General features: G+C 68.9%; 11 protein-coding genes and 4 pseudogenes. 11 read left to right on the forward strand and 4 right to left on the reverse strand.

Annotated features, from left to right (window positions below; all coding sequences use genetic code 11):
• Positions 1 to 950 (reverse strand): annotated as a pseudogene (locus HLK59_RS40475) (hypothetical protein); the annotation flags it as partial.
• Positions 951 to 2,186: 1,236 nt separating this feature from the next.
• Here HLK59_RS40475 and HLK59_RS40480 point away from each other — a divergent pair.
• Positions 2,187 to 3,683 (forward strand): PQQ-binding-like beta-propeller repeat protein, encoded by a 1,497-nt coding sequence (locus HLK59_RS40480; protein WP_171146651.1) that lies wholly within the window; start codon positions 2,187 to 2,189, stop codon positions 3,681 to 3,683.
• Positions 3,684 to 3,784: 101 nt separating this feature from the next.
• Here HLK59_RS40480 and HLK59_RS40485 read toward each other — a convergent pair whose 3' ends face one another.
• A complete protein-coding gene (locus HLK59_RS40485; RefSeq protein WP_171146652.1) occupies positions 3,785 to 4,066 on the reverse strand; it encodes a DUF397 domain-containing protein in 282 nt (93 codons plus the stop codon).
• A gap of 282 nt (positions 4,067 to 4,348) precedes the next feature.
• Between HLK59_RS40485 and rpsO the strand changes: the two genes are divergently transcribed.
• The 5 genes from rpsO (at position 4,349) to HLK59_RS40510 (ending at position 9,807) form a co-directional block, all read left to right on the forward strand.
• Complete coding sequence (gene rpsO / locus HLK59_RS40490) at positions 4,349 to 4,636, forward strand: 30S ribosomal protein S15 (RefSeq protein ID WP_046263478.1); 288 nt, start codon at positions 4,349 to 4,351, stop codon at positions 4,634 to 4,636.
• A gap of 324 nt (positions 4,637 to 4,960) precedes the next feature.
• Positions 4,961 to 7,177 carry a polyribonucleotide nucleotidyltransferase gene (locus tag HLK59_RS40495; protein ID WP_171146653.1) on the forward strand — a complete coding sequence of 739 codons (2,217 nt, stop codon included), beginning with the start codon at positions 4,961 to 4,963 and terminating at the stop codon, positions 7,175 to 7,177.
• Entirely contained in the window at positions 7,174 to 8,553 is a 1,380-nt protein-coding gene (locus HLK59_RS40500; protein WP_171146654.1) for a pitrilysin family protein, read from the forward strand. The genes HLK59_RS40495 and HLK59_RS40500 overlap by 4 nt, the downstream gene beginning before the upstream one ends.
• A gap of 41 nt (positions 8,554 to 8,594) precedes the next feature.
• A complete protein-coding gene (dapB, locus tag HLK59_RS40505) occupies positions 8,595 to 9,347 on the forward strand; it encodes a 4-hydroxy-tetrahydrodipicolinate reductase (protein WP_171146655.1) in 753 nt (250 codons plus the stop codon).
• A gap of 7 nt (positions 9,348 to 9,354) precedes the next feature.
• Positions 9,355 to 9,807: a hypothetical protein gene (locus HLK59_RS40510; RefSeq protein ID WP_171146656.1), complete on the forward strand. Its 453-nt coding sequence runs from the start codon at positions 9,355 to 9,357 to the stop codon at positions 9,805 to 9,807.
• 65 nt (positions 9,808 to 9,872) lie between these two features.
• On the opposite strand, the gene HLK59_RS40515 is transcribed toward HLK59_RS40510, so the two are convergent.
• Together HLK59_RS40515 and HLK59_RS40520 are read right to left on the reverse strand one after the other, a co-directional pair.
• Positions 9,873 to 10,427 (reverse strand): hypothetical protein, encoded by a 555-nt coding sequence (locus HLK59_RS40515; RefSeq protein WP_171146657.1) that lies wholly within the window; start codon positions 10,425 to 10,427, stop codon positions 9,873 to 9,875.
• 90 nt (positions 10,428 to 10,517) lie between these two features.
• Complete coding sequence (locus tag HLK59_RS40520; RefSeq protein WP_171146658.1) at positions 10,518 to 10,757, reverse strand: hypothetical protein; 240 nt, start codon at positions 10,755 to 10,757, stop codon at positions 10,518 to 10,520.
• Positions 10,758 to 10,956: 199 nt separating this feature from the next.
• Between HLK59_RS40520 and HLK59_RS51565 the strand changes: the two are divergent.
• From HLK59_RS51565 to HLK59_RS40535, 5 genes and pseudogenes are all read left to right on the forward strand, one after another.
• A pseudogene (locus HLK59_RS51565) lies at positions 10,957 to 11,247 on the forward strand (FAD-dependent thymidylate synthase); the annotation flags it as partial.
• A gap of 159 nt (positions 11,248 to 11,406) precedes the next feature.
• Positions 11,407 to 12,152, forward strand: a pseudogene (locus tag HLK59_RS51570) (HNH endonuclease); the annotation flags it as partial.
• 4 nt (positions 12,153 to 12,156) lie between these two features.
• Positions 12,157 to 12,606 (forward strand): annotated as a pseudogene (gene thyX, locus HLK59_RS51575) (FAD-dependent thymidylate synthase); the annotation flags it as partial.
• A gap of 211 nt (positions 12,607 to 12,817) precedes the next feature.
• A complete protein-coding gene (dapA, locus tag HLK59_RS40530) occupies positions 12,818 to 13,717 on the forward strand; it encodes a 4-hydroxy-tetrahydrodipicolinate synthase (protein ID WP_171146660.1) in 900 nt (299 codons plus the stop codon).
• Positions 13,718 to 13,872: 155 nt separating this feature from the next.
• Positions 13,873 to 15,558 (forward strand): ribonuclease J, encoded by a 1,686-nt coding sequence (locus HLK59_RS40535; protein WP_171146661.1) that lies wholly within the window; start codon positions 13,873 to 13,875, stop codon positions 15,556 to 15,558.
• The last annotated feature ends 331 nt before the right edge of the window (positions 15,559 to 15,889 follow it).

Raw genomic sequence — 15,889 nt, forward strand, 5'->3', positions numbered from 1 at the left:
GTCCAGGCGGGGGGTGCGTCCTGAGGGGCGGTGTCCTCGGGCTCGACATCAGCCGGTACGGCGTCGGCGGGCTCGGGGTTCGCCGGTACGGCGTCGATGGGCTCCGTGCTCGCGGGTACGGCGTCCTCCGGCTCGGCCCCGGCAGGCTCCGCGTCCGAGGGCTCGGTGTCCTCCGGCTGGGCCTCGGCGGGCTCCGCGTCCTGAAGCGCGGTCTCTTCCGCCTCGGTCGTCTCGGTCGCCTCGTCGGGACCGGCGTCCTCCGGCTCGGTCGCCGCGGGCTCAGGGGCCTCCACGTCGCCGTCGGTGTCCTCGGACCGCGAGGTGTCGTCCGCTGTCGCCTCCGTGTCCTCGGAGGCACTCGGGAACGCGACGACCTCTGCCTCGTCGGCGACGTCGTCCTCCTCAGCGGTCCCGTTCGTCTCGTCCGTCCCGTCGGTCTCCGTGATGTCCTCGGCAGCCGGTTCGACCGTCTCCGCGGCCTCGTCGTCGGCCTCGCTCACCGCATCGGCATCCGCGATGTCCGCCTCGGCGACCACCGCCGGCTTCACGACGGCATCCTCGGCGATCGCGTCGGCAACGGGCTCGTCGGCAACGGAGGAATCGGCGGTGGCGGCCTCTTCGTCCGCCGACGCCGGTTCCACCTCGTCCACCGCGGCGCGCTCCGCGATCTCGCGCTTCAGCGAGGCCGCGGAGAACCGCATCGTGGCGCCGCTCTCCAGGTCACCGTTCCCGGACTCCGGCTCCTCGTCGGCCGCCTCAGGGGCAGGCGGAGCGGCGGGTGCGGGGAGCGTGAAGCTCGACGGCGACGCGATGGGCGCCGACGCGTCGGAGTCCGCCGCAGCAGGGGCGGGCGGAGTCGCGGGCGCGGGAAGGGTGAAGCTCGTCGGGGGCGCGGCGGGCGGCGTTGCCGGAGCGCCCCAAGGGGACGGGAAGCCCGGAGTGTTCGGCACGGCCGACGGCGACCCCGCATCCGGGGCCGGTGACTCGGGCCGCGAAGGCTGCTGAGGCGCGGCCTGCGGCGGCTGCGGCTCGAACCCGCTCCCCGCCGGAAGCCCGGGCACCGCACCCGGCCCCTCGTTCGACGGCGCGGGCGGCTGGAACGGCGCACCGGGAGCCGGAGCCGGCGGCGTGAACGGCGCCCCGGGACCGGAGGACGGCGGCGCCGGGGGTGTGAAAGGCGCCCCCGGACCAGCGGCGGGCGGAGTGAAAGGAGCCCCAGGGGCCGGCGCGGGCGGCGTGAAGGGAGCCCCCGGACCAGGCGCTGGAGGCGTGAACGGCGCCCCGGGCCCCGGAGCGGCACCCTGGGGACGCGAATGCGCGGGAGGCGTCAGCCCCGGCAGCGAGGAAGCGGACCAGTCCACGGGAGAGGGCGCCGCACCGGGCGTACCCGAAGCCGACGAACCGGCCCCGGCCGAACCCGTCGTACCGGAAGAACCGGACGGCCCGCCCGCACCAGACGGCGCACCCGCGCCCGACGCCCCAACCGCTCCCGGCGCCCCACCGGCACCCGACGGGTTCCCCCCGTCGCCCGGACCCCCCGAAGCGTTCTGCGTGTACCAGGCAGGCGGCGCGTAGTCGATGGTGAACTCGCCCGTCATCTCGCTGGCGGACTCCGCGTCGGGCTGGTCATCGCCGGGTGTGGCCCAGCCCCCGCGGATCCCGTCCCGATCGCTGCTCACAATTCCTCCTGGTGTGGTCGAGCACCCTCATACCGTGCTAGGGGCGACCCGTTCTTGTCGTCTTCCGGTCATCCGAAGTCGTTCGAGGTCGTCCGGTCCACCGGCTCTCCCCCTGAGGTACTGACGCCCGGTCCACGGTTTCTGGCGACGCCCCCGGTACCAGCCTAATCACCACAAGCCCCACCCCGGCAGGCCCGTCCACCCCCGAGCGCACGTCCACCGCGTCACAACCTGCCCAGAAGTGGCCTACACAGCTTTCGCATTCGTGACGAAAGAGGGCGATATTCGTGAACGCCCCGAACACAAACGGAAGGTGAGGGGAGGCGGACGCGCGCATCCCCGAAGCGCCTTACCGCGCAGGGCTGTTGGGGGAGGTGGCGGTCCACCCCCATCCCCGTCCGAATCCGGCCGCCGGGCATAGTGGGGCCGATCCGGTCATCGAAACGGTCACCGATCCGGTCATCGAAACGGTCACCATCCCGCCAGAAACAGAAGGGGCTCCCTCGCGTGAGCTTCGGCCCGCCTCCCTCGATCTACACCCAATCCGCACTCTCGGCCGACACCGCCCGCAGGCGCCGCCGTACGAAACTGCTGGGCGCCGTGGCGATCGTCGCGGCGGTCGCGCTGGGCGGAGGCGGCTGGCTCCTCGTGTCAGGGGGCGGCAGCGCGCCCGCCGGCGCCGAGCGGACCGTCGCGCAGAGCCCGGACGACATCAGGGAGACGACCGAGACGGTCCCCGCCTCGCCCGAGGGCCGGATGATGATCGAGCACGACGAGGAGAACCTGTCCAGGACCAACGACGCCGACCCCCGCTACGCCCCCGGCACCTGGGCCACCGACAAGGTCATGGTCAAGGGCGTCGCCGACCGTCTGGAGGGCTACAACATCGCCCTCGACGCCGACGAGAAGGCCTGGAGCCTCAAGCTGGACGGCCATATCTGCGCCACCAGCAGACACGTCACCGCGGACGGCCGTACCGCTGTCGTCATCCAGCCCCCGCGGCCCAAGGACTCGGAGAAGGACGGCGTCTGCGACCAGGTGGTGTTCTTCGACCTCGACACCGGCAAGAAGCTGTGGCAGAAGAAGATGCCCGCGGCGAACTCCGCCTACGTCACCAACACCAACGTCACGCTCACGAAGGGCGTCGTCGCCGTGGCCTGGGGGCAGGGCTCCGTGGCGTACGACATGAAGTCCGGCAAGCGGCTCTGGAAGAGCAGCCTGGGCTCCAAGTGCCAGGACAAGGCCTTCGCAGGGGGCCGCGTCCTGCTGTCCCTGCTCAGCTGCGGATCACTGCCCGACGTCACCTTCCGGGTGCAGAGGCTGGACCCGCGCACGGGCGAGGTGCGGTGGACGTACAAGGTCGCCGACGGGGTCCAGACCGTCTACCTGCCGTCGTCCGATCCGCCGGTGCTCGCCGTCGCGGCGGGGGACAGCGAGGTGACCGACCTGATCTCGCTCGACAGCGCGGGCAAGCACCGTACGACCATCGCGCTGAACGGCTACGAGGCGAAGTGCGGCGAGCGGTATTTCGGACTGTCGTTCTTCGGCGAGTACGAGGCCTGCGACGGCGTGGTCGTCGGACGCGACCAGGCCTTCGTCACCAGCGAGGAGAACATCGCCACCGACCAGCCGTCGGACTGGATCGTGGCGTTCGACCTGGTGACGGGCAAGAGTGTCGGCAAGTTCGACGGGCGCGAGCTGCAGAAGGTCTATCCGTTGCGGATGAGCGGCGACGACCTCCTGATCTACCGGCGCGGAGCGGGCGCCGTCGCCCCGGCCGCCGTGGTGCGCTGGAACCCGAGGACGGACCAGGAGACCCCGCTCCTCCTCTTCACGCTCCCGGAGGACGACGACGGCGAGCTGAGCGACCCGGAGCAGTCGGACATCCTCTACGAACAGGGCCGGGTCTTCTTCGGGAAACGGGAACTGGTCGCCGACGACAAGTACCCGACCGACCCGGTGCTGATGGCCCTCGCCGTCGGGGGCGCCGGACTGGAGCACTGAGAGAGCGAGAAGCCGAGAGAGCTGCAGCGAGAAGCCGAGAGAGCTACAAGGGGCGGCACGCGTGCGTGCCGCCCCTCACCGTCAGTCCGCCTCTCGCGGCGTCACTCCGCCTCTTGCGGCGCCGGCTCGATGTCGAACTCCCCGTCCCGCGCACCCAGCACGAACGCCCGCCACTCCGCCTCCGTGTACCGCAGCACGGTGTCCGGATCCAGGGAGGACCGCATGGCCACGGCACCCTCGGGCAGGTACGCGATCTCGACCCGCTCCTCGTGCTCCTCGGTGCCCGGAGCGCTGTGCCACTCGACGCCCGAGATGTCGAGGGCGTAGAGCTCGTCGCGCTCCCTCTCCTTGCGCGCCTTGATCTCCTCTGCCGTCTCCGCCATGTCCCGGCGACCCCTTCCCGACGTGCGTGTTCCCGATGTGCCTACGATCCGAGCGCTCACCCTAGTGGCCGCCCGGGCTCCGCCAGGGTGCTTCCGGAACCGGGGCGAAGGCCCCCACCTTTGCCTGGTACCCTGAGTGACGGCCGTTTGTGTACGCACCCCCGGAGCGCTTCGCTCCGGAGGCCGCGCCCAGCGGATCCCCGCCTCCCGAGTAACGGAAGCTCCCCCGAGACATAGACCGGGGGCACTCGGTGGCGATTTTCAGACTACGAGGAGTTTCGAGTGCCGCTCGATGCCGCAGTGAAGAAGCAGCTCATCGCCGAGTTCGGTCAGAAGGAAGGCGACACCGGCTCCCCCGAGGTCCAGGTCGCCATGCTCTCGCGCCGTATCTCGGACCTGACCGAGCACCTCAAGACCCACAAGCACGACCACCACTCCCGCCGTGGTCTGCTGATCCTGGTCGGTCAGCGCCGCCGCCTTCTCCAGTACCTGGCGAAGAAGGACATCCAGCGCTTCCGTGCGCTGGTCGACCGCCTCGGCATCCGCCGTGGTGCGGCGGGCGCCAAGTAAGACGTCATGAAGGGGAGCGGTTCCCGGAAACGATCGGGGGCCGCTCCCTTTGCCGTATGTGCTTGCCGTACGTGCGGAAACGTGCGGAGTGTCACACCTACTTTGTAGTGTGGTAGCACAACGCAGTACAGGTAGTACCAGCGCAGTACCACGAGGAGAAGTGCACCTCGCCGCCGCCGGTCCTCGGTAGTGGCTCCCGGGCAATGCGAACCCGGGTGCTTCGATCGAAGACCGGCCCGCAACAGACGGAGCGCTTCTCCGCCCATGTCCCCCCGCCACACGGGCGGATCGGGACAAAAGACGAAAAGTAATGGAGAAACGCTAGTGGAGAACGAGACCCACTACGCCGAGGCCGTCATCGACAACGGCTCCTTCGGCACCCGCACCATCCGCTTCGAGACGGGCCGCCTGGCCAAGCAGGCCGCCGGCTCCGCCGTCGCGTATCTGGACGACGACACCATGGTGCTGTCGGCCACCACCGCTTCCAAGAACCCCAAGGACCAGCTCGACTTCTTCCCCCTCACGGTGGACGTCGAGGAGCGGATGTACGCCGCCGGCAAGATCCCCGGCAGCTTCTTCCGCCGTGAGGGCCGTCCCTCCGAGGACGCCATCCTCACCTGTCGCCTCATCGACCGCCCGCTGCGCCCGTCCTTCAAGAAGGGCCTGCGCAACGAGATCCAGGTCGTCGCGACGATCATGGCGCTCAACCCCGACCACCTGTACGACGTCGTGGCGATCAATGCCGCCTCCGCGTCCACCCAGCTGGCCGGTCTGCCCTTCTCCGGCCCGATCGGCGGCGTCCGCGTCGCGCTGATCAACGGCCAGTGGGTCGCGTTCCCGACGCACACCGAGCTCGAGGACGCCGTCTTCGACATGGTCGTCGCCGGTCGCGTCCTGGAGGACGGCGACGTCGCGATCATGATGGTCGAGGCCGAGGCCACCGAGAAGACCATCACGCTGGTCGCGGGCGGCGCCGAGGCGCCGACCGAGGAGGTCGTCGCCGCCGGTCTGGAAGCCGCGAAGCCCTTCATCAAGGTGCTCTGCAAGGCCCAGGCCGACCTCGCCGCGAAGGCCGCCAAGCCGACCGGTGAGTTCCCGGTCTTCCTCGACTACCAGGACGACGTCCTGGAGGCGCTCTCCGCCGCCGTCCGCCCGGAGCTCGCCTCCGCGCTGACGATCGCCGGCAAGCAGGACCGCGAGGCCGAGCTGGACCGCGTCAAGGGCCTGGCCGCCGAGAAGCTCCTGCCGGAGTTCGAGGGCCGCGAGAAGGAGATCTCCGCCGCGTACCGCTCCCTGACCAAGCAGCTCGTCCGCGAGCGCGTGATCAAGGAGAAGAAGCGCATCGACGGCCGCGGTGTCACCGACATCCGCACGCTGGCCGCCGAGGTCGAGGCCATCCCGCGCGTGCACGGCTCCGCCGTGTTCGAGCGTGGCGAGACCCAGATCCTGGGCGTCACGACCCTGAACATGCTCCGTATGGAGCAGCAGCTGGACACCCTCTCCCCGGTGACCCGCAAGCGCTACATGCACAACTACAACTTCCCGCCGTACTCCGTCGGCGAGACCGGCCGCGTCGGCTCCCCGAAGCGCCGCGAGATCGGCCACGGCGCTCTCGCCGAGCGCGCCATCGTGCCGGTCCTGCCGACGCGCGAGGAGTTTCCCTACGCGATCCGTCAGGTGTCCGAGGCGCTGAGCTCGAACGGCTCGACGTCGATGGGCTCGGTCTGCGCCTCCACCATGTCGCTGCTGAACGCCGGTGTGCCCCTCAAGGCCCCCGTCGCCGGTATCGCCATGGGCCTGATCTCCCAGGAGATCAACGGCGAGACACACTACGTCGCCCTCACCGACATCCTCGGTGCGGAGGACGCCTTCGGCGACATGGACTTCAAGGTCGCCGGCACCAAGGAGTTCGTGACCGCCCTCCAGCTGGACACCAAGCTGGACGGCATCCCCGCCTCCGTCCTGGCCGCGGCCCTCAAGCAGGCCCGTGACGCCCGCCTCCACATCCTCGACGTGATGATGGAAGCGATCGACACGCCGGACGAGATGTCCCCCAACGCCCCGCGGATCATCACCGTCAAGATCCCCGTGGACAAGATCGGTGAGGTCATCGGCCCGAAGGGCAAGATGATCAACCAGATCCAGGAGGACACCGGCGCCGACATCACGATCGAGGACGATGGCACCATCTACATCGGTGCCCAGCAGGGCTCGCAGGCCGAGGCCGCGCGCGCCACGATCAACTCGATCGCCAACCCGACCATGCCGGAGGTCGGCGAGCGCTACCTGGGTACGGTCGTCAAGACCACCACCTTCGGTGCGTTCGTGTCGCTGCTCCCGGGCAAGGACGGTCTGCTGCACATCTCGCAGATCCGCAAGCTCGCCGGCGGCAAGCGCGTGGAGAACGTCGAGGACGTCGTCGCCGTCGGCTCCAAGGTCCAGGTCGAGATCGCCGAGATCGACTCCCGCGGCAAGCTCTCCCTGATCCCGGTCATCGAGGGCGAAGAGAACGATGAGAAGAAGGACGACACCGACAAGTGACGTCGAGTAGCTCACCGGCGACGGCCCGCACCTCTTCGGAGGCGCGGGCCGTCGCCCGTACCCAAACCCTCGTCAAGGGCATGAACGGCATCGGCACGGTCCGCAAGACCACCCTCCCGGGTGGCCTGCGCATCGTCACCGAGACGCTGCCCTCGGTCCGCTCCGCCACCTTCGGCATCTGGGCCCATGTCGGCTCCCGCGACGAGACCCCGGCCCTGAACGGCGCCACCCACTACCTGGAGCACCTGCTCTTCAAGGGCACCACGCGCAGGTCGGCGCTGGACATCTCCTCCGCCATCGACGCGGTCGGCGGCGAGATGAACGCGTTCACGGCGAAGGAGTACACGTGCTACTACGCACGCGTGCTCGACACCGACCTGCCGCTCGCCATCGACGTCGTCTGCGACATGCTCACGGGCTCCCTGATCCTCGAGGACGACGTCAACGTCGAGCGGGGCGCGATCCTCGAAGAGATCGCCATGACCGAGGACGACCCGGGCGACTGTGTGCACGACCTGTTCGCGCACACGATGTTCGGCGACAACCCCCTCGGCCGCCCGGTCCTCGGCACGGTCGACACGGTCAACGCCCTCACCGCCGACCGCATCCGCCGCTTCTACAAGAAGCACTACGACCCGACGCACCTGGTCGTGGCGGCCGCGGGCAACATCGACCACAACAAGGTCGTACGACAGGTCCGCGCGGCCTTCGAGAAGGCGGGCGCCCTGAGGAACACCGACGCCACGCCCATCGCCCCCCGCGACGGCAAGCGCGCCCTGCGCACCGCGGGCCGCGTCGAGCTGCTCGGCCGCAAGACCGAGCAGGCCCATGTCGTCCTCGGCATGCCGGGTCTGGCCCGCACGGACGAGCGCCGCTGGTCGCTGGGTGTGCTGAACACCGCGCTGGGCGGCGGCATGTCCTCCCGCCTCTTCCAGGAGGTCCGCGAGAAGCGCGGCCTGGCCTACAGCGTGTACTCGTACACCTCGGGCTTCGCCGACTGCGGCCTGTTCGGCGTCTACGCGGGCTGCCGGCCCTCGCAGGTCCACGACGTGCTGAAGATCTGCCGGGACGAACTCGACCACGTCGCCGAGCACGGCCTGACCGACGACGAGATCGCCCGCGCCATCGGCCAGCTCCGCGGCTCCACCGTCCTCGGCCTGGAGGACACCGGTGCGCTCATGAACCGTATCGGCAAGAGTGAGCTGTGCTGGGGCGAGCAGATGTCCGTCGACGACATGCTGGCCCGGATAGCCTCGGTCACCCCGGACGATGTCCGCGCGGTCGCCCGCGACATCCTGGGACAGCGGCCCTCGCTGTCGGTCATCGGCCCGCTCAAGGACAAGCAGGCGGCCCGTCTGCACGAGGCCGTCGCCTAATCCCCGTCCGTATCGGCTGTTTCGGTTAAGGAAGCAAGAAGATGAGCAAGCTGCGCGTGGCGGTCCTCGGTGCCAAGGGCCGCATCGGCGCCGAGGCGGTCGAGGCCGTCGAGGCCGCCGAGGACATGGAGCTGGTCGCCGCCCTGAGCCGGGGCGACAAGCTGGAGACCCTGGCCGAGACCGGTGCCCAGGTCGCCGTCGAACTGACCACGCCCGACTCGGTGATGGCCAACCTCGAGTACTGCGTCGGCCATGGCATCCACGCCGTCGTCGGTACGACGGGCTGGACCGACGAGCGTCTCGCGCAGCTGAACGGCTGGCTGGCCGCCTCCCCGGAGACGGGCGTCCTCATCGCCCCCAACTTCTCCATCGGGGCCGTCCTCAACATGAAGTTCGCGCAGATCGCCGCGCCCTACTTCGAGTCGGTGGAGGTCGTCGAACTCCACCACCCGCAGAAGGTCGACGCCCCGAGCGGTACGGCCACCCGCACGGCCCAGCTCATCGCCGTGGCCCGGGCCGAGGCGGGGACGGCCGCGGCGCCGGACGCCACCGACACCGCCCTGGACGGCGCGCGCGGCGCGGACGTCGACGGCGTTCCCGTCCACTCGGTGCGGCTGCGGGGTCTGCTGGCCCACCAGGAGGTCCTGTTGGGCGGCGAGGGCGAGACGCTGACCATCCGCCACGACTCCCTCCACCACAGCAGCTTCATGCCGGGCATCCTCCTGGGCGCCCGCCGCGTGGTCACCACTCCCGGCCTCACCTTCGGCCTGGAAAACTTCCTGGACCTGGGCTGACACCGTCATGCGAGCCAAGCTGTCCTACGCCATAACGGCCGCCGTCCTGGTCTTCTACTTCGTCCTGGTCGGCAGCCGCGGTGTCATGCTCATCCAGGCCGGCACCCTCCTCACCGTCACGTTCGGTGTGGCGGTGCTGGTCCTGCCGGTCATCGGCGTGTGGTTCCTGTGGAAGAACACTCAGTTCGTCCGCAAGGCCAACCGACTCGCCGCCGAACTCGAGACCGAGGGCGGCCTGCCTGTCGACGAGCTGAAGCGGTTGCCCAGCGGCCGAATCGACCGCGACTCGGCCGACGAGGTCTTCGCCAAGCGCAAGGCCGAGACGGAGGCATCGCCCAACGACTGGCGCAGCTGGTTCCGTCTCGCCGTCGCCTACCACGACGCCCGCGACACCCCACGCGCCCGCAAGGCGATGCAGCACGCGATCGCCCTGCACGAGGGAAAACCCGTCCAGGCCTGAGTGCTGTACGCCGAAGGGGCCGTCCGCATTCCCGCGGACGGCCCCTTCGGCATGGCCTCGGCGGATCAGCCCCGCTGGTACTCCGCGCCCCAAGCCTCCACCGAGTCGGCAGCCCGGTCGAACGCCTCGGGCCGCGCCAGGAAGTCCGCGTTGTGCGTGGTCAGCAGCGGGATCGGGTCCCCGGCCGTCCGGTCATGGCATACGAGGGTCAGGGCCTGTCCCTGCACCGTCCGCGGCAGCCCCAGCCAGCGCACCGGCTGCTGCGCCGTCCGCACGGCGACGACCTTGTCCCAGCGCGTCGTCCGCGTGAGGAAGAACCCCACCTGGCGCACCCCGCGGGCGCTCACCCACACACCCATGCGCAGCAGCCGCAGCGCGACGGCGATGAAGGCCAGCGCGATCCCGAAGACCACCCCGCCCTCGGACGCGGAGCCGGTGAGCGCGATGATGACCGCCGCGAACAGCACATACGAGGCGAGCAGCAACAACAGCGCCGCCGCACCCACCCGATAGGGGCCGGGCCGGTAGGGACGCCGCCAGTGCTCGCGGTCGTCGAAGGGCAGCGCGGCTTCGTCGGCTGTCTCGAACGCGCGGTCGGCCGTCAGGAAGGGCAGGGGCACGACTGGTCCTCACTCAATCCATGCGTGGGCTGTGCCCGGTGAGGCTATCCGGCGGTGTCCCCTGGATCCACCCTCGGGGGTCCGGATGAGTCAGTGTCCCTGGGACGCCTGTGACTCCTGCGTCGATGTGGAGGAGTGATCGAGCGTCAGTGCCGGCATCCCGAGAACCAGGGATCCCACCAGGGCGGCGACGATGGTGATCCCCAGGAGCCAGCTCCCGGCTATCTGCCCGGCGGAGGACTTCTCACGGGGTGGGGGAGTGACATTGCTGCGGAACCTGTCGGCCTCGGCGACGAAGGCGAACGGGACGGGCTCACGCCGACGGAACATCGGGGAGACGCTCCTCTCAAGCTCGAATAAGTGACTGTTGTTGATACAGACGCACGAGTGCCACAAAAGGTGCCCTGATGTCCCGAATTCACAGAACTTCACCGAAGTTGTCGCGTCCCGGCACCGAACGCCCCGATGTCAGTGCCGGGCCGTAGAGTGAGCGCCGCCCGAGAGAAGTGATGGAAGGACCCTGCGAGCCGTGACCGACACCCCCGCCGACGACCTCAAGCCCAGCTTCCGCAGCGACGTCACCGTCGAGCTGGTCAAGCACACCGCAGCTGACTCAGACGTCCTGTGGGCCGCCCGCGTCTCCACCGCCGGCGAGCAGTCGCTGGAGGAGCTCCAGAAGGACCCCGAGCGCTCCAAGGGCCTCATCAACTACCTGATGCGGGACCGGCACGGCAGCCCGTTCGAGCACAACTCGATGACCTTCTTCATCAGCGCCCCGATCTTCGTCTTCCGTGAGTTCATGAGGCATCGCGTCGGCTGGTGCGTGGCCGGTGACACCGAGATCACGCTGGTCAGCGAGGCGGGCAATCTCCGGCGCCGGTCCATCGCGGACCTGTACGAGCTCTGGCACCTCGGCGTGGAGGACCGCCTGCCGCACTCGGCGGGTGGGGTGACCTGGCACGCCGGGGCCGAGAAGTGGATGGCGCAGGTCCGCCGTGGCGAGACCAACCATTACCTGGGGCTGTACGACAACCGGGAGGCGGCGGACTCCGCGGTCGCGGAATTCCGCGAGCAGCACCCGTCCACCCGTCTGCGCAAGCTCGAATCGGTTCGCCGCAACCACGTCCGCTGCTACGACGAAGAGACGATGACCGCCCAGCGGGGCCAGATCCTCGACGTCATCCAGTCCGGCGTCAAACCACTGATCAAGATCACCACTGCTGGCGGCAAGACGCTGCGTTCCACCGTCGATCACGCCGTGCTGACGCCGGACGGCTGGCGGAAGGCGGGCGAACTCGCCGTAGGCGACGCCGTGATGGTCGCCGGAACCGCTCCCCGTCCTTCGGAAGGGCTGGTTCCGCCCAGTCTCCGACGCGGCGTGGGGGTCTGGACATCGATGCAGCGTGACCGTCTGATCCGAGAGACCGACACCTGCCATCTCTGCGGCGAATCCTTCGCGCGTGGGGACCTCGCACTTGACCATGTCGTTCCTGTGGCCGAGGACCTCACCCGTGCGCTGGACGAGCGGAATCTCGCCCCCGCCTGTGCGCCCTGCCATGCGGCCAAGAGCGCCGGGGAGCAGAAGCTCGCCCGCCGCGGCGGGGAGATCGCCACGGCAGTCCCCGACCCGATCGTCTCCGTCGAGGACGACGGAGAGGAGATGACGTACGACCTCACCGTGGACGGGCCCTGGCACAACTTCCTGGCGAACGGCGTCGTCGTCCACAACTCCTACAACGAGGAGTCGGGTCGCTACAGGGAACTGGAGCCGGTGTTCTACCTTCCCGGCGAAGACCGCAAGCTCGTTCAGCAAGGACGCCCGGGCAAGTACGAGTTCGTGGCGGGAACGCAAGCGCAGCAGGAACTCGTGGACCGCTCGATGCAGGAGTCGTACATCCAGGCGTACGAGCGGTACCAGGAGATGCTCGCCGCCGGCGTCGCCCGCGAGGTCGCCCGCGCCGTGCTCCCCGTCGGGCTGTTCTCCTCGATGTACGCCACCTGCAACGCCCGCTCGCTGATGCACTTCCTCGGCCTGCGCACCCAGCACGAACTGGCGGCGGTCCCGTCCTTCCCGCAGCGGGAGATCGAGATGGTCGGCGAGAAGATGGAGGCGGAGTGGGCCAAGCTCATGCCGCTCACCTACGCGGCCTTCAATGCGAACGGCCGTGTGGCGCCGTAACGCACCCGCGTTCTGCGTCCGGGCACAGATGTACGGGTCAGCCGTGCGAAGTGTCCGTATTGCGGCATTTAGAGAAGTTCATCTAGCCTGATCAAACGGACCCGGCACTGCTTGAACCCCCGAGCAGGCAGTGCCGGGCTCCATCTTTGTCATGACTTTTCCAGCCCCCCGAGGGCAGACCACGCCTTGAGCAGCGAGTAGCGTGTTACCCATGGCTCCGACCTCCACTCCGCAGACCCCCTTCGGGCGGGTCCTCACCGCCATGGTCACGCCCTTCACGGCGGACGGCGCGCTCGACCTCGACGGCGCGCAGCGGCTCGCTACCCACCTGGTGGACGCAGGCAACGACGGCCTGATCATCAACGGCACCACCGGTGAGTCCCCCACCACCAGCGACGCGGAGAAAGCGGACCTCGTACGAGCCGTACTGGAGGCGGTCGGCGACCGCGCCCACGTAGTCGCCGGCGTCGGCACCAACGACACCCACCACAGCCTCGAACTCGCCCGCACGGCCGAGCGGACCGGTGCCCACGGCCTGCTCGTCGTCACGCCGTACTACAACAAGCCCCCGCAGGAAGGCCTGTACCGGCACTTCAAGGCCCTCGCCGACGCCACCGAGCTGCCGGTCATGCTCTACGACATTCCCGGCCGCAGCGGCGTCCCCATCAACACCGAGACACTCGTCCGTCTGGCCGAGCACCCGCGCATCGTCGCCAACAAGGACGCCAAGGGCGACCTCGGTCGCGCCAGCTGGGCCATCGCCCGCTCCGGCCTCGCCTGGTACTCCGGCGACGACATGCTGAACCTGCCGCTGCTCTCCGTGGGCGCGGTCGGCTTCGTCTCGGTCGTCGGCCATCTGGTCACCCCGGAGCTGCGCACCCTGGTGGAGGCGTACGCCTCCGGCGACGTCCAGAAGGCCACCGAGATCCACCAGAAGTTGCTCCCGGTCTACACGGGCATGTTCCGTACCCAGGGCGTGATGACCACGAAGGCCGCGCTCGCCCTCCAGGGCCTGCCCGCCGGACCGCTGCGCGCCCCCATGGTGGAGCTCACGCCCGAAGAGATCGAGCAGCTCAAGATCGATCTTGCCGCCGGCGGGGTACAGCTCTGACAACAGACTTCGCGCGCCCCCGGCGCGCAACAGACTTCACAACTGAATAAGCGGGCCACCGGTGCCTGCACCCATAACGACAACTGCTACTAGCACGAACGTCATGCGCGCCACGTGCCCTACCGGTACGTGGCGCGTGTGGTGAGGAGAGTCTTTTGAGTCATCCGCATCCTGAACTCGGTCCGCCCCCGCCGCTGCCCGAAGGCGGCCTGCGGGTCACCCCGCTCGGCGGTCTCGGCGAGATCGGCCGAAACATGACGGTCTTCGAGTACGGCGGCCGTCTCCTGATCGTCGACTGCGGAGTCCTGTTCCCCGAGGAGGAGCAGCCCGGGATCGACCTGATCCTGCCGGACTTCTCGTCCATCAGGGACCGCCTCGACGACATCGAGGGCATCGTGCTCACGCACGGCCACGAGGACCACATCGGCGCTGTCCCCTTCCTGCTCCGCGAGAAGCCGGACATCCCGCTGATCGGCTCCAAGCTGACCCTCGCCCTGATCGAGGCGAAGCTCCAGGAGCACCGCATCCGTCCGTACACACTTGAGGTGGCGGAGGGGAACCGCGAGCGCATCGGCCCCTTCGACTGCGAGTTCGTCGCGGTCAACCACTCCATCCCGGACGCCCTGGCCGTGGCCATCCGCACCCCTGCGGGCATGGTGGTCCACACCGGCGACTTCAAGATGGACCAGCTCCCGCTGGACAACCGTCTGACGGACCTGCACGCGTTCGCACGTCTGAGCGAGGAGGGCATCGACCTCCTCCTCTCCGACTCGACGAACGCCGAGGTGCCGGGGTTCGTCCCGCCGGAGCGGGACATCTCCAACGTCCTGCACCAGGTCTTCGGGAACGCCCGCAAGCGGATCATCGTGGCGAGCTTCGCCAGCCACATCCACCGCATCCAGCAGATCCTGGACGCGGCCAACGAGTACGGCCGCAGGGTCGCCTTCGTGGGCCGCTCGATGGTCCGCAACATGGGCATCGCGAGGGACCTGGGCTATCTGAAGGTCCCGCCGGGCCTGGTGGTCGACGTCAAGACGCTCGACGACCTGCCCGACCGCGAGGTGGTCCTGGTCTGCACGGGCTCCCAGGGCGAACCGATGGCTGCCCTCTCCCGGATGGCCAACCGCGACCACCAGATCCGGATCGTCAACGGCGACACCGTGATCCTGGCGTCGTCCCTGATCCCCGGAAACGAGAACGCGGTCTACCGCGTGATCAACGGCCTGACCCGCTGGGGCGCCCATGTCGTCCACAAGGGCAACGCCAAGGTCCATGTCTCGGGCCATGCCTCGGCCGGCGAGCTGCTGTACTTCTACAACATCTGCCGCCCGAAGAACCTGATGCCGGTCCACGGCGAATGGCGCCACCTGCGCGCCAACGCCGAGCTCGGCGCCCTCACCGGCGTCCCGCACGACCGGATCGTCATCGCGGAGGACGGCGTCGTCGTCGACCTCATCGAGGGCAAGGCCAAGATCTCCGGCAAGGTCCAGGCGGGTTACGTGTACGTCGACGGCCTTTCGGTCGGCGACGTGGGCGAACCGGCCCTCAAGGACCGCAGGATCCTCGGCGACGAGGGCATCATCTCGGTCTTCGTGGTCATCGACTCGTCGACAGGCAAGATCACGGGTGGACCGCACGTCCAGGCCCGTGGTTCGGGCATCGAGGACTCGGCATTCGCCGACGTGATCCCGAAGATCACGGAGGTCCTTGAGCGCTCGGCCCAGGACGGCGTGGTCGAACCCCACCAGATGCAGCAACTGGTGCGACGGACCCTCGGCAAGTGGGTCTCCGACACCTATCGCCGCAGGCCGATGATCCTCCCGGTGGTGGTGGAGGTCTGACGGTCCGTCGGACTCCGTACGCGTGAACCTGGAGCGGGGCGCCTCGATTTGCATCGAGGCGCCCCGCTCCAGTACGTTTACGGCTCCGCCTGAACGGGAACCCGGTCGCTTCGTGCAACCGGAGCCACTCCCCGAAGCGGGTGGGAATTCCGACTCAGAACTTCTGATAAAGTCGGAACCGCCGGAAAGGGAAACGCGAAAGCGGAAACCTGGAAAGCACCGAGGAAATCGGAACCGGAAACGGTCTGATAGAGTCGGAAACGCAAGACCGAAGGGAAAAGCCCGGAGGAAAGCCCGAGAGGGTGAGTACAAAGGAAGCGTCCGTTCCTTG

The organism is Streptomyces sp. S3(2020), from assembly GCF_013044505.1.
In the GTDB taxonomy this organism is placed as follows: Bacteria; Actinomycetota; Actinomycetes; order Streptomycetales; family Streptomycetaceae; genus Streptomyces.